General features: G+C 42.9%; 20 protein-coding genes. 3 read left to right on the plus strand and 17 right to left on the minus strand.

Annotation, left to right across the window (positions count from 1 at the left end; all coding sequences use genetic code 11):
* Positions 1–88 precede the first annotated feature (88 nt).
* From SNE25_RS04050 to SNE25_RS04125, 16 genes are all read right to left on the minus strand, one after another.
* Entirely contained in the window at positions 89–457 is a 369-nt protein-coding gene (locus SNE25_RS04050; RefSeq protein ID WP_321563807.1) for a DUF2493 domain-containing protein, read from the minus strand.
* A gap of 6 nt (positions 458–463) precedes the next feature.
* The gene (locus SNE25_RS04055) at positions 464–916 is read right to left on the minus strand and encodes a macro domain-containing protein (RefSeq protein ID WP_321563808.1); all 453 of its coding nucleotides are present in this window, start codon (positions 914–916) and stop codon (positions 464–466) included.
* A 3-nt stretch (positions 917–919) separates the two neighbouring features.
* The gene (locus tag SNE25_RS04060) at positions 920–1,114 is read right to left on the minus strand and encodes a hypothetical protein (protein WP_321563809.1); all 195 of its coding nucleotides are present in this window, start codon (positions 1,112–1,114) and stop codon (positions 920–922) included.
* A 10-nt stretch (positions 1,115–1,124) separates the two neighbouring features.
* Positions 1,125–1,949, minus strand: a complete 825-nt coding sequence (locus SNE25_RS04065) for a PRTRC system ThiF family protein (RefSeq protein WP_321563810.1) — start codon at positions 1,947–1,949, stop codon at positions 1,125–1,127.
* A complete protein-coding gene (locus SNE25_RS04070) occupies positions 1,946–2,671 on the minus strand; it encodes a PRTRC system protein B (RefSeq protein ID WP_321563811.1) in 726 nt (241 codons plus the stop codon). The genes SNE25_RS04065 and SNE25_RS04070 overlap by 4 nt, the downstream gene beginning before the upstream one ends.
* The gene (locus tag SNE25_RS04075) at positions 2,652–3,581 is read right to left on the minus strand and encodes a hypothetical protein (RefSeq protein WP_321563812.1); all 930 of its coding nucleotides are present in this window, start codon (positions 3,579–3,581) and stop codon (positions 2,652–2,654) included. Before SNE25_RS04075 ends, SNE25_RS04070 begins: the two co-directional genes overlap by 20 nt.
* A 56-nt stretch (positions 3,582–3,637) precedes the next feature.
* Positions 3,638–3,814, minus strand: coding sequence for a hypothetical protein (locus SNE25_RS04080; RefSeq protein WP_321563813.1), 177 nt, complete (start codon positions 3,812–3,814; stop codon positions 3,638–3,640).
* A gap of 10 nt (positions 3,815–3,824) precedes the next feature.
* Positions 3,825–4,043, minus strand: coding sequence for a PRTRC system protein C (locus SNE25_RS04085; protein WP_321563814.1), 219 nt, complete (start codon positions 4,041–4,043; stop codon positions 3,825–3,827).
* A gap of 10 nt (positions 4,044–4,053) precedes the next feature.
* A complete protein-coding gene (locus SNE25_RS04090) occupies positions 4,054–4,632 on the minus strand; it encodes a hypothetical protein (RefSeq protein ID WP_321563815.1) in 579 nt (192 codons plus the stop codon).
* Positions 4,633–4,649: 17 nt separating this feature from the next.
* A complete protein-coding gene (locus SNE25_RS04095) occupies positions 4,650–4,901 on the minus strand; it encodes a hypothetical protein (protein WP_321563816.1) in 252 nt (83 codons plus the stop codon).
* 11 nt (positions 4,902–4,912) lie between these two features.
* Positions 4,913–5,458, minus strand: coding sequence for a hypothetical protein (locus tag SNE25_RS04100; protein ID WP_321563817.1), 546 nt, complete (start codon positions 5,456–5,458; stop codon positions 4,913–4,915).
* Positions 5,459–5,467: 9 nt separating this feature from the next.
* Positions 5,468–5,845 (minus strand): hypothetical protein, encoded by a 378-nt coding sequence (locus SNE25_RS04105; protein WP_321563818.1) that lies wholly within the window; start codon positions 5,843–5,845, stop codon positions 5,468–5,470.
* A gap of 47 nt (positions 5,846–5,892) precedes the next feature.
* Complete coding sequence (locus SNE25_RS04110; RefSeq protein WP_321563819.1) at positions 5,893–6,963, minus strand: DUF932 domain-containing protein; 1,071 nt, start codon at positions 6,961–6,963, stop codon at positions 5,893–5,895.
* A gap of 57 nt (positions 6,964–7,020) precedes the next feature.
* Positions 7,021–7,419, minus strand: coding sequence for a single-stranded DNA-binding protein (locus tag SNE25_RS04115; protein WP_321563820.1), 399 nt, complete (start codon positions 7,417–7,419; stop codon positions 7,021–7,023).
* A gap of 688 nt (positions 7,420–8,107) precedes the next feature.
* Positions 8,108–9,859, minus strand: a complete 1,752-nt coding sequence (locus SNE25_RS04120) for a hypothetical protein (RefSeq protein ID WP_321563821.1) — start codon at positions 9,857–9,859, stop codon at positions 8,108–8,110.
* Between the two features lie 54 nt (positions 9,860–9,913).
* Complete coding sequence (locus tag SNE25_RS04125) at positions 9,914–11,659, minus strand: phospholipase D-like domain-containing protein (protein WP_321563822.1); 1,746 nt, start codon at positions 11,657–11,659, stop codon at positions 9,914–9,916.
* 321 nt (positions 11,660–11,980) lie between these two features.
* On the opposite strand from SNE25_RS04125, the gene SNE25_RS31815 reads away from it, so the two are divergent.
* Entirely contained in the window at positions 11,981–12,145 is a 165-nt protein-coding gene (locus tag SNE25_RS31815; protein WP_407667034.1) for a carboxymuconolactone decarboxylase family protein, read from the plus strand.
* Positions 12,146–12,359: 214 nt separating this feature from the next.
* Here the strand turns inward: SNE25_RS31815 and SNE25_RS04135 are convergent, their stop codons facing one another.
* The gene (locus SNE25_RS04135; RefSeq protein ID WP_321563824.1) at positions 12,360–12,653 is read right to left on the minus strand and encodes a putative quinol monooxygenase; all 294 of its coding nucleotides are present in this window, start codon (positions 12,651–12,653) and stop codon (positions 12,360–12,362) included.
* 182 nt (positions 12,654–12,835) lie between these two features.
* On the opposite strand from SNE25_RS04135, the gene SNE25_RS04140 reads away from it, so the two are divergent.
* A complete protein-coding gene (locus SNE25_RS04140) occupies positions 12,836–13,030 on the plus strand; it encodes a hypothetical protein (RefSeq protein ID WP_321563825.1) in 195 nt (64 codons plus the stop codon).
* 58 nt (positions 13,031–13,088) lie between these two features.
* On the plus strand, positions 13,089–13,769 hold the full coding sequence (locus tag SNE25_RS04145) for a peroxiredoxin-like family protein (RefSeq protein ID WP_321563826.1): 681 nt from the start codon (positions 13,089–13,091) through the stop codon (positions 13,767–13,769).
* Positions 13,770–13,774 lie beyond the last annotated feature (5 nt).

Consider the following 13,774-nt stretch of genomic DNA (forward strand, 5'->3'; position numbering starts at 1 on the left):
GCGCCCCGTGTTTTCTCCGCGAGGATGAAAGTATACGAAAACAGGGGGCGATAAGCGGGGCGGGCGAATGCCCGCCCGCCGGACGATTTTAATACCTTACCACCCTGAGCGGGATGCCGGATGCAGTAGCAAGATCGATCATGTGTTTAGTTCCTGCGGATTTGCCATCCCAAAAACAGATGCAGGCATCGGCATATGCTGCCATCGCCTTATTGCGTTCGTAACCTCCCGATTTTCCGTTTGACCAATCGGCAGGAAATTCCTTAACCGTAAAATTATTAGCGGCTGCATATTTTTCGCCCAAGGTGTCCGCACCCCTGGCCTTCCCTGAAACGATCTCGATCTGTGCGGAATGCCGTTTTTCAGCGATCATGACATCGACCTTCTTTTGCAGCAAGGCATAATCTGTGAATTCCCTGCTGCCCGCAATAATTAACTTAAATACTTTGCTTTCCATTGGTTCTCAGGCAGGTTCATAAACGATAATTTCGATTTGCAAATCGGACAGCATGCCGGTTAACATCGGTTTAACCACCTGCCAGTCCAGTCCGCCGTTACCGCAGCCGAGGGCAGGAAGAGCGATGCTTTTGAGTTTGCTTTTTTCGAGGAATACACGGAGTGCAATCAGTCCTGAAGCGATATATTCATTTTTGGAGGGGTGTTTCCAATCCTTTTTGGTAGGGAAGTTGATGATTGTCTTTTCACCTGTCAGCAGGTTTGTGTCTTTCACCACCAGCAATTGTCCTGTTTCCAGTTCGCCCCGCTGACAGGCTTCCCGGTAAAGCTGGTAGTTTAAAGGGAAAGCTTTTTTGAATTGCAGGGCGATCCCTTTACCCATAACCCCCATTGTATTCACAGTATTGACCAGTGCCTCTGCTCCTGAATCCAGTAAATTCCCCTTAGTAAACCTTAACATAAGCTATCTTTTCGCTGTCTTTATCTGACCGTCTAAATTAAGCAGTTTCTGATAAATATCCTCCCAGTAACGATATCGGAATTCATCATTTTTTGTGGGATTCCGTACCCTGTAGTGACGATAATCATCAGCCTGCATAAGGGCTAAAGTTAAGTTGGTCACTTCAATTTCCTTACCCTCCAAATCAGTAATTTTCATAATGTATGCTTTAGGCCACCCTGAGCGGCGTTGTTTTGAACTCCCTGAGATTGAGAAAAAATCCCCTGTTTAACAGGATACCCTCCCGGAACAATTGCCACAACAGGGATGCGCCTAAATTGGCCAGTGCAGAATTAATAAACAAATCCTGCTTGGTCAATGCCTCGGCCAAAGAACAGCTTGGCGTATTGTCGGTAGTTTCCGCATTTTGCAGTAATTCCTTAAATTCTTCGGTTACCATAGGGAGCCTGCTTCTGACCATGAACTTTTTTGATGCTGGCTGTTTGATTTCTGCGACCGTAGACAGGATGACCTGTCCTGTATCCCTGCTGTTGCCGCAGTCAAGCCAGTAAAGCGGGTGATGATAGCTGTGCATTTTATTGCTGTATAGCTTCGTCAGGATTTCGGCAATTTCAAAGCGTGCTGAAACCGTGTCCACGCAAGAAACTGTTAATTCTGCAAGCGAGTATTCGGGTATGCTTTGCAATGTTTCCCCGCAATATTTTTCCGGAACGGCTTTCCAGTTCGTCCCAAAGAAAAGGTTGATACGGTTTATTAAAGCAACGGCCTTGTTCATTCCGATTTCAGCCGAAGTAAAAAGCTGTCTGCCTAAGTTGGCAGGTTCTACGGTATCGTCATCAAACAATCTGACCATCAGGCCGGGATGATGGAGGGCGATGAGGGCATGGTTCATTCTCGCCAATGCGGTCAGGAACTGACTGCCCGTTCCACCCGCACCAATCAAGTTGACAATGATGGGGTTAAAGGGATTAAGCAAACTTTTTTCTACGATATGCGCGATTGGTTTTACCACTTTTAGTCTCTTGATTTTCATAAGAACAGGTTTTTCAGCGTGTAATTCGTTGGCTTTAAGACTTGGCAGGGAAACGTTCTTTCCGTATTGATTTGGGTCTGCCATAACTGAACAATGTTTTCAGTAACAGGGTTATGGTCATTCATCAGGTGGCTGAAATAGCTGTTCCAATAATATTTTTCCCATTGCTGCATGAAATCCTCCAAACGGGTTTCCTGCCCGATGTCAATGCGCACATTCCCCATGCACACCTTACCGTCATGATAAATGTTGAAAAATGGCGCATGATAAAGGGCTGTTTTCTCTGTGGGTTTGCGGTTTCCCTTAAGCGCATAAACCGCAAGGCTTTCCCTGCCTGCCCGCCAAATCATGGCAGGTACTTTACCGTTTCCTGATTTGATGCCGAGGCTATCCGAAAAAAACAAGGTCACTTCCTGCGGTGGCGTATACCAAACGGCATAACCTCCCTTTTCGTTGTTTACATAAAGCACCTTGTTGGGCATTAAGCCCCTGCACCGCAGGAAACCTGTTTTAAGTTCTTGCGCCGTTTGAAATAAACCACTTAAAGCCAGTGTTTCTTTCAGGCTGAGGGGATGGGCGTTAATCGGGTTTCCAAATTTGCCGATGTCATAACTCTCCACGTAAATGGTGTTATGTTCCGCTTCCCCGGTCTGCTTGTTATATATTAGCAGGGCTTTCACAGGCTGATAGCTGCTGCTGAAATTATTTGTTAGGTTCTTCATAATCCAAATCATTTAATAGGGCGGTCAGTTCGTTGAGCAACCAAAACAGCCTTGTTTCAAAATCAAAATCATAGCTTACTTTTTCTATAGTGGTGTCGTACCATTGAATGGCCATCGGTTCTTCCTGATAACCCATTTCCTGCAGTTCGTTGTTCACCATATCGAACAGCATTTCGTTTAGGCTGTCCTCGCCACTCCAGTAAAAGGAAAGGTAGTTTTCCCAATAGATCATGTCCTCGCCTGCCGTTTCAACGAGGTCATAGTGCATCGAATGACGGATGTTTCTTTGGGGGTAATCAAACGCCAGTTTATAGATTTCCGTAACCACCTCATGGAAGTTTTTATCCCATTCCGTTTGTATTTTAAAAACTTTCAGTAGCTGCTGCCAGTCCTTTAAATCAACAGGCTGCTTAATTTCAGGGAGCAAAGCATCGCCCTGTACTTGCATTTCTTTAAAGTCACGCAACTGTCGTTGACTGTAGGTTTTATCTTCCTCGTCCTGCGTATGTTCCTGCACTACTTCTCTAATCCAGTTTTCAAGCGCATCATAGGTATTGTCGAGATAGCACGGTTCACGGAAATAGGGAATATCAACGGCATTGTATAAATAAGAAAATACGGCACGGGTCAGTTTGTACTGCGCCTGTTGTTCCGGGTTGTTTTTCATCTTCCAAAGCGGTCGCACAGGTATATAATAAAGGCGATATTGGGTGTCAAAAGTCTTTACGGTCGCCAGTCTGGCGGGGTTACCCTTATCCTGTAAAAGCATACAGGCAGCCCCGTCAAAATTTTTGCCCGATAACTCCGCCATTACTTTGGCGATATTCTGCGGAAACGGCAAGCCTGCAACATCAGGGGCATCCCATTGGTGCAGCCTGCACAGGTTTTTAAGCGAAGCAAAAAACTCCATTTCACTCCGATTGAAGTCCGTGAAGGGCAGGGCGTGAAAGCTGCCGAATGAATGGCTTAAAAAACCATTACGATACGCTCCGGCGGTGCGCTTCGGAGTGCGTTTGACTGTACCTGCCTTGCATCGGGCAGGCGGTCTAACTGCTGAACGAACTCCCCGAATAACTGATGTAGCTGCCATTGTTTTCCCTCCTCTATGATGGTTAGTTTGCGGTCTGATTTTTTTGTTTTCATTTTTTTCTGTTTAACCCTTTGTACCCATGGTACTTTCAAAGCGGTATTGAATTTCATCGTTTATGATTTCCGGCCCGACAATGCGGGCGTTGGTCAGGATGGGGTATGTTCCCGTATAAAAGTTCAGCACCGCATCAGGGTTCATGCGGTCGTTGGGGTCGGTCAAGCGGACTTCCTGTCCGTTCTCCTTATGGATAAAAATCCTTTCTAAATGTGTGGTCTGTAACATGGCGATAGAATTATGCTTGTTCAAATAGTTGTAATGCCTGTTTGTATTGTGTTGCTTTTCGGGTCAGGTCGGCCTTTCTTTTTTCCAGTTCCTCTTTCTTTTCGGGATAATCTTCCACCGTTGGCAGGATGTTCAGCGCTTCCTCATATTTGCAGGCATCATTCAGTTCCACGACTTTTTTAAGGGTATCGAAATAAGATTTCTTTTTCTCCTCTGCGCTAATCTTTGGTTCGCCTACTTCGATTTCATCTGGGTTACCAGTTGTTTGTTTTACAGGCTGTGGCTTACCCCCTTGTGTAACTTTTTTCTTGGCTGCTTCTACGCTTGCCGTTACCGCTTTAAGGTTGCTGTAAAGCCCTTTGAGACTTTCCACCTGCGTTGCGGTGGCCTCGAAAAAACCTTCGTCCATTTCGGAAGCCTTGCCCCTGTGAATTAAGGGTACTATCATTTTTGCAGCGGGGTCGTTAGATTTAAAGGGTGCATATAAAGCTGATACGGTAAAATCGCCGTTTTGATCATTTTGGATGCCGATTGTCCAAATGCCGGGGGCGTTCAGGTTGGCTATATTTTCAAAAAAATTCGTTTTCATGGTATTCCTATTTAAGTTTAGTGATTTGTATAAATTCCGCAGGCGGTCAAAAAGACACCTGCGAGCAACATCAGGGTTGCAGTGAAATTCAGGAAGCTCTCTATTAAGGTGGTGATGCGCCAGTGCCAAAAGGATTGAAAAAGCTGCAAGCCAGTTATGCTCCTGCGGTTAAACCTGCGCCTACTGATAGCAGTGCGGATAACTAATGCGGTAACTATCAGGGCTGCCCCAATAACCAGGGTGGTATGATGAACGATTTGTGTTTTCATAGTTTCAGGGATTAGTGGGATTTGGGTTGCGGGTTATCCAAATCGTAAATAATGACCATAGTGTTACCCCGCATGGCGTAATCAAACCTGCCGATCGAAACCCGCATCCTGCGGTAGAGTTCCGTACCCTCATCATTCCATTTAAAATCGGGCAGGCTGTTTATTCTTTTGACAAGCTGCCTGTTGGATAAATGGGCGAACTGCGCTTTTACGGCTTTCTCCAAATCGCTTTCTTTTTGCAGGTATTTGATATACCGTTTGGTAAGGTTCTTACCCTTGCGAAAGGTATCGGTTCTGTAATCGTAATTTTCTTCATAGAACCGTACAATTTTTTTTCGCAGGTTAATAGTATAGCAATAGGTGGCATTGGAGCGCAGTTCATTCAGAGTACAGGTTTCCTGCAATAAGTCCAGTTCCTTCTGCGTATCAGAAAGCCGAAGCAAGGGAAACAGGAAATGTTCTACTATGTAACCCTGTTCAGGTGCGCTGCTGCTGTCGGCAACGGCATTGATTTTTTTGCCGTTGCTTAATTTGATATATAAATTAGAGCGTGTCATATTCAGGGATTAAGGATGAAATAATAATTCTACCGCTGTTCTGAATTTCGGGTCGCTGAGTTCGGCCTTTTCGGCATAGGTGGTCAGGCAATGATTAAGGAACAATGCGCCGTAACCGTCAAATAACTGGTCGCTGAAAACTGCACTGCTTTTTTCCAGTTGCCTGCCGTACCGCTTTATTTTGCGCTCGGCTTCTTCCGCCAGTTGAAACGAAAAATCCACCCCAAACAACTGGTTCACCCAAACTTTGCGCACTTCGTCACGGTTCTCCCGCATATAAGTGCATAGCTGTTGGCTATAAGTTAAAAAGGCGGGAATTTCGTGTATAAAGAGGGCATGTAAAAGCCTTGCTTTCTGTACATTATTTAATATTCTTAATGGTTGCATATTATCCATTTTTGATTTAAAAAAGGGGGATTGCTCCCCCGTTCATTTTACTTAACTTGGGTTAGGGCATCCATGCCATGACGGGCAAAGTCACTGCATAGGTCAAAGGCAACCTGTCCACGTTGTTTGGCAGTTCCATCCATGATAGATTTGAATTTGGCTTCACCGTCTTTGTAGCTGCGGACATTTTGGAAGTAGCCAGTTATCGCATTGTAAGCGCCAAAAACTGTCCCTGCGGTAGTGTCCATTTGTTGGGTCGGGCTGCCTAAAGCGTACTCGTAGACGCTGTCTACGATGTTGGTGTAATTGGTTGATAATTTATCCAGTACGCCCAATTCCAAATTGGTAATAGTTTCCTTGTTCGGTGCCATAGCCACCTGTATCAGTTTTTTTACCTGCTTGTCGGTAATTTTAACCTGTGACCAATGGTTGAAAATGCCCTCCAGTTCTTCGGCCATATTACCCGAAATACCCATTAGTGTATGCGCCTGTTTCAATCGGTCGTTGGCCGAAGCGGTATGCCTGATTTTTATCGAATTGGTATGGTTACGTATGGCTGCGTTAAGGGTGTTTTGACAAACGACACGCACAGGTGTAAATGCTGCCATGATGCTGCCCCCGCCATCGTGAGAGGTGGTCAGCATGAGGTATTGTTCTATCATATCCTGATTGCCTACCCGTATGTAGCCCGGCAATTTGGCGGTAATAAATATCCGCTCCCCTTTGCCTAAAGCCCCTGCGGTTTCATACAGGATACCATCCCCACCGCCAACGATAGCGTCAAAAAACTCAAAGGCGTTTACATTCTGTACTACTTCGTAATCCTTACCCACCACGCCCAATACGGCATTATTGTCATTGCGTACGGTTGCATAAAAATGTGGTACAGTAATTTTAGAAGCTGCTATGCCTGTATCAATTTCTGATAATTCGTTTTCCAAACTGTTGGTGTATAGCGGTCGTTTTTCGACGGTATAATCCAAGCCTGCATATACTATGGCTTCTGCGCTTGTCGGATATTGGTCAACGATTTGGCCTAAGCCGTGCCATGCCTTTTCCTTTACACTAAAAAAGCTGTGGTTTCCTGTTTGTTCGTTATAATTCAGATTGTGTCCCATGACGTTTTGTTTTTTATGAATTGAATGGTCTGTATTTTGAATATTATGTTATGGTGATTAAAATGGCAGGTCGTCATCATTACCACCACCTGCGTTTGCGCCCTGTTTCTTTTCGGCTTTTTGTGCAGGCTTGTCTGCGTTTTCGCCAGTTGCCCCGCCGATGAAAATGATACGGGACACATTTAGCGTAATTGCTGCGTGTGCATTGCCGTCTTTATCGTTCCATGCCCTTGCGCCAAGGCGACCGAACAACTGTACCACCAAGCCTTTTTTCAGGTATTCGCCAACAGCTTCGTTTATCCAGTAGGCGCAATCCACATAGGTTGTGGTGCGTACGGTTTCCCCGTTTGAACGGTAGCTGTCATTCATAGCGATTGAGAAATTCACTACTTTCTTGTCATTGTTAACCACGCTAACTTTAGCGTCTGCGGTTAATCTTCCTGTTAATGTTTCCATTGCGTGTTTAAATTATTTGCGTTAAAAAATCTGTTTACTCAAAGTCCTGATTCGGCTAAAACCCTCATTTGGCCTTTGATAGAGGCAGAATATTTGCGCGGGGGGCTGGCACGCAAGGCTGACGCAAAAAATACTACCCGGAGCGCAGCGGAGGTGTGGAGATTTTTTAGGCGGCACGGAGCATGGCCTTGCGTGCCGAAGAGGTATAAATTTGCCTCCAGCAAAGGCTAAATGAATAATGATGTGGATATGAAAAAGTCCGGGAGCTGCCCTGGAAGATAATCCAGAATGCGGTCTTTAAGGATATGATCCGGTATAAAATCAGCTGCCCTTCCGGCTACCATTGCCGGACGAGGCACCCGCAGGGTCTGGCTGATTTTTTAACGGGTGTGAAGGTTTGGATAATGAAATGATCAGGCATATATGATCGTGAAGCTATCATTGTTCGGGACTAAATACTGTTCCGATAGGTATCTTTATGGGGTTTACGACGTTATTACTGTTATGAAATTTATTTAAAGGTCATTCTAAAATGTTAGTGCAGACATGATATCGCTATTGACCATAGCTTACGACAAGTTTAAAAACAGAAGCAACTGCGAAGGCACAGACACTTCTGTTTTTAGGTAGGGCACTATAGACATACGGGAAATATTCCCAGTTATTCTTATGTCTTAGACCTGAGTGACTATTTGCCCCATATATTGGTAAGGCTCAGCGAGTAGCCAACCTGAATTTGGGTATACGCCTCGACGGGCCTATTTAAATTGATGTTATGATGGTACCTGAAAAACAACTTGTTACCCAAATCTCTTTTGCCGTAATACATTACATCAATTCCAGGCGTCGCCCAGTATTCAGTTCCGTCGTTTTTAATTTTTCCGCTTTGCTTAATATTAATAGCACGAAAGGGAAGCGATAAGGTCAGGCCGAAATTCTTATGCCGTGCAACTGATACGCTTGGCTCAATGTACCATTCGTTCATAGTCACTGTCCTAAATGCTGTGTCGATCACCGTTCTGGCTTTATCTTTAAAGGTGGTGTCACTGACGCGACTTCCGATAAAATTATAACCAATGTTTAGTTGCCAATCGCTTAACAGGTGGTGGGGGTAAGGCGAGGGTAAGCCATGCAAAAGATTTAGTTTAACGCCAACATTATAACTTGAACGTTGTAATAAGGAACTCCTATCAATACTGTCTTTATGGACTAACATCGTACCATTAAACTTGCTGTCATATTTTGCAAGTCCGACCAATACGGAGAGATAATTTAACCAGACAGTAGCACCGTTCCTAAAATTACGGGTATTGGTAATAAATTTACCCTCCCCGCTAAACTGGGCAATTCCGTTCGGTTCACCGCTTATTCCTTTAATATCCGTAAACGCAGATATATTTACATACGAGTTGACGGAAGTTGATTCTTTAAGCACAAAGGACGGATGGTCTTTATCAAGCGTAATATTGAAATCGGCGTAAGGTAAATCACTATATGATTGCACCGGAGTATATTTAATAACATCATCTAAAAAGATATATCGGTATTTGCCATCGCGATAATATTGCTGTCTTTCATAGCGAAGTGTATCATTATTTCTAGTATCCATATGAACCAAGTCAATTACTGAGGATTTGTTGCGAAAAATGCCATCATTGGTATATACTACAAGTTCACGCATAATTCCCTCTGACGCCAGGATATGTACTTGTTGGATGGGTGACTTTATTACCCTTGAAACGTTGCCAAATCTGTCGAAGGAGAACGCCTTTGTTTTGGTAGAAATAATTTCACTTATCTTTTTTTTTCGCTCGGCCTCGGTTAGCTTCATTCGTGAATATATATTCACGGTGCCACGTTTTTCAATTATTGCAATCACTTCCAAACTGTCGGTTTTTTTTAGGATCTCAGTAGCGTGCGATTTAAACCCGTCATCTTCAGTATCTGACTCATTGTTTTGCTCGTCATCATTCTCCTTCGCGCCTGAGGTGTCTTTTTTAAGTAGAGTGGTTTGTTTTTCTTTGTTCTTCTTAATTTCCGGAAGAGACTTCGTAAGCATTTGTATCTTGCTAAAGAAGATTTCGTAATTGAGTTTTTGTATATTCAGTTCCAGGTTGTTTATTTTTAGCTGGCTTGTCAGGGATTGTTCTTTCGCTCGGAGTTCGGCAAGTTCGGTTTGTGTTCGTGGATTTTTTCCTCCAAGCTTTGTCAAGCTGTCAATTTTAAAATGATTAGAATACAAATTTTTCTGAATTTGGATATTATCAGCGGTCAGCAGCTCTTCCTTGGTTTTAGCTAAAGTTAAACTGTCCAATAAGTCTGGAGTTGAGATCGAATCTTTTTTGCTGGTCGAATTCTTGATTTTTACCTGGCCTTTCAGCTGCAAAGATGCAATCAGCAGACTTGCTGAGAGCAAAATGGTATAAACTATTGATTTCATGATATGGGGTTAGGTTATGTAAATCGGGAACAGTTTTCTGGTCAGAAACTTAATTTACGAGGGACGCTGACCGTAATCTAAGGGCATCAACCGCATTTGTTCCTGCATAATGATCTTGAAGTGATCCTGCCTAAACTGAGCGACCCAAGAGTTATCCGTCTTGAGATGAAGAGGATTGTTGACATTTCCGGCAGTCAAATCCAGGTCTTTATTGATTTCCTGGGTCGCTACGCGGACAAAAAAATGATGAAATATTCGGTAAAATTCGGTGAAATAAATATCACAAATTCTTCTCATTTCGTATCCGCCCTTGATCACAACAGTATTTTCATCGTTACTGGTGACCGATGGATCGCTAAAATTTGCCGAGCCTACTATAATGACAGCATTATCTGTTAATGGATCGATTAGTAAAACTTTATTATGTACGTAATTTGTTCCGATATATGGATTAGGATGCTTGTTTAGCAAGATGCCGGAATTGATTTCCTCCAACCAATCAAACATGGGTTTGCTAAAATATGCACCATTGACAATCAATGTATTTTTGTCTTTAATTATCCCTGCCGCATTTTTATATTTATCTACCATCAAATATTTAAGCGCTTTATTTGGTGTGCTAAGCGAAGCCTTCATAACTTTGCTGAAGGAAAAGGGAAAAATCCCACACACCATTTGATTTGCACCCGCTATAAATTTGCCGTAAGTTTCAAGAACGGTTTTTGCCGCACGGGGGCTGAAGAATGGTGTGTAATTATCTTTGAAGTCAGGTATATTAGCAATGTCACCCTGGATTTTATCAACGGCTACCTGAATATCTGCTTCCGAGGGGTCTGTAGCAAGACATTCCCAGTAGTCAAAGTATTTCTTGGCGAGTGCCTTATCAACAATATGATGACCAACATTGCTATGGCCTAAAATTCCCTTGTCGGTAATATTTGTAGAGCCGAACCAAATTTCCACTGGAACCTCTTTATTCATTAAAATCATAAATTTATTATGAGAAGGTACTTGTGGGTCTTTAGTTCTGCGGTGAAGGACATTATACGTGACTCCAGTTGATGTCTTAGCGGTACGCGGTAAATCTGCGGCATCGATGGCTTGGTCGTTTTCTTCCTCTTCCTGTCTGGAATCATAAACGATTTCAACATGACAACCTGCTTCGATTGCTTCTTTCAGTTTCAATAAAACTGGGGAGTAAGTAAATTCGTAAAATGCGATACGTAATCCGAATTTGTTCTGAATCGCCTTCTGGATGAATCCCAGTAATGCTTCTTCTAATCCACGTGAGAGCCATTTTCTGACATTTCGCTTCTCATCCTCGTTCATTTGATCCGGCCTTTTATCGTCGAAGCGTCTTGCATAAGCCAGGCTTCCGGCCACTCCCATATTAAAATGGACTGAATGAACTGAGCCCTGCACGTTTTCAGAACTGATGCTGACAGTAACTTCCGGACCGTATTGCAGGTTTTTTGGTATGCCATAAACAGGGATAAGGTGATAAACATAATCATGCTGAGGTTTTACAGAAAAATCCTCCCAAAAAAAGGATTGAACCGGTTGCTTATCCGTATCAAAGAGTTGTCCTTTTGTTTGTAGCCGATCGGAATCAACGAAATATTTAAATCCTCTTAAGGGATAGCTTTCTTGTTCGGTTAAATCGTCTCTTTTGATTGCAAAGCCAAGAAAGTCTGGTTTGTTCACGGATTGTTCATTGGTCACACGAATGGAAATCAGTGCTCCATAGCTGCCGGTAATCACGGTGGCTTCAAGGCCATTTTGTTCGTTTCTATTGCGCATTGGTTTGGGAGGTTAAGGAGAAGGTTTGTAATGTTTTATAAAGCTATAATATAATTTTATAAATTCATAATCAATTGATAATTAATAAGTAATATTGTTTTTGGCTTGTGAAACCATGCTTTTTTTCCACTATATCGTCAATCGTCGGATAAATAGGCACAGGTCTTTTTTTGCCTTACGGTTGTCCAATTACCTTCGGTGTTTGGGTGGTCAGTTTAACATCCGGGGTTTGGTTTAGAGATAAAATGCTCTTTGCCGATTACCTCACCCTTCAAAACAAGAGAAATACTTTAACTAAGTAAAGAACGCGAAGTCATTAACCTGGTCGTAAGCCAGGTTAATGAATGTGTATATTGTCTTGCTGCCCATACTGTAGTAGGAGGTTTGCAGGGCTTCACGCCGGAACAAATTGTACAGACCTGCCAGGCTAATGTTCATTTTGATACCAAGCTCGACGCATTGGCCAATTTATTAAAGCAACGGTGATAAATCGTGGAAAGCCCGATAAGGCAATCATTGGACATCTACTATAGGCTGGCTACAAAGAAGCCAATTTGATAGACATCATTGTCGTTATTGGAGATAAAACAATCAGTAATTATCTGCACGGTGTTACAGGGCTGCGGGTTGATTTTCTAGCCGCGCCAACAGTCTGATCCTTCTTTAGATACAAAAGTGCGGCCGTAGCCGCACTTTCGTTTTACTTCGCTGCTAGTATATCAACTTTCTCAATGGCCGGGCTGACCGATAGCAATTCCGGGGCTTTGGCCATCAATGCAGCAGCAATCGGCCCGTTTAAGTGAGCGTCCCGCGCAGCTTCCGTTTCAAACGTGTCGAATATGCCGAATGTAGAAGCGCCAATTTGCAGGGCATACCAGTTAACCGTTCCGGTTTCTTGCTGGGCTAATGGTAATGCGCTTTTAAGGAAATCACTTAATTCCTGCTCTTTGCCGGGTTTTGCTTCAAGCCTAACTAATAATGAAAATTTTGCCATGGTGAATGTATGTTTTTAATAAATAAGTTGAACTTAAGCGGCGTCTACCCCACTCAATGCAATGATTTAGTCGAAACCATTATAACATCCTTACAAGAAACCTTATAAATTCTTATTAAAATATTGTAAGGTATTGACAAAAACTCCTACTAAACAGGAAATCTTAAACTAATAAAATCAAAATGAAAACATTAAAATTCAAAGCCCTGTCGTTAATGGCGGTTGCCGCGGTTTGTTTATCACTTAGCGCTATCGCGCAAGATAAAATGGCGCCAATGAAAAAAGACACCATGAAGATGTCTAAAATGAGCCATAAGAAAATGAGCAAAAAATCTGGCAAGATGTCTAAAATGAAAAAAGACACGACCAAAATGTAAATGTAATCCGCCAGCGGATATTTTCTGCTGGCACTTTTTAACCCTATATCCAACTCAAATGAAACTACAGATTAACTTTAAATTCATTTTCTTAAGCTTATTAAGTGCAGCACTATTCTGTTTTACGGCTTACAACGCTTCAGCTAACGGCTTGAAAACATCAGATACGACGGCGATGCAAAAATATCCGCAACAATCTACTGATATAAGCCCACTATTGATCGGAGAGAAAATACCTTCGGTAAACATCCCGGCCGCCAACGGAAAGCCATTTGATCTTAATGCACATCTTGCCGATAAACCAACAATCTTGTTTTTCTACCGTGGTGGTTGGTGTCCGTTTTGCAATAAAGAATTAGCAGGCGTACAAGGTATTCAAGCAGAATTGGTGAAAACGGGCTATCAAATAATTGCGATCAGTACTGATAGCCCTGACAATTTGAACAAAAGCATGGACAAACACAAGTTGTCTTATACTTTGCTTTCAGACGCTGACCTTGCGGTATCAAAGCAGTTTGGCATTGCATTTAAAGCACCGGCCGCATATAGCAAAATATTGGCTGAAGGTTCGGCGGGAAAAAATGCAGACAAGTTGTTGCCGGTACCATCTGTATTCATTTTAGACAAAAGCGGCATCATTCAATTTGAATATATCAATCCTGATTTCAAACAGCGTATCAGCCCAACGCTTTTGCAGGCTGTAGCCGCTGCATTGAAACAAGAAAATCCTGTTAAATAAAGGTT

Source organism: Mucilaginibacter sabulilitoris (genome assembly GCF_034262375.1).
Lineage (GTDB): Bacteria > Bacteroidota > Bacteroidia > Sphingobacteriales > Sphingobacteriaceae > Mucilaginibacter > Mucilaginibacter sabulilitoris.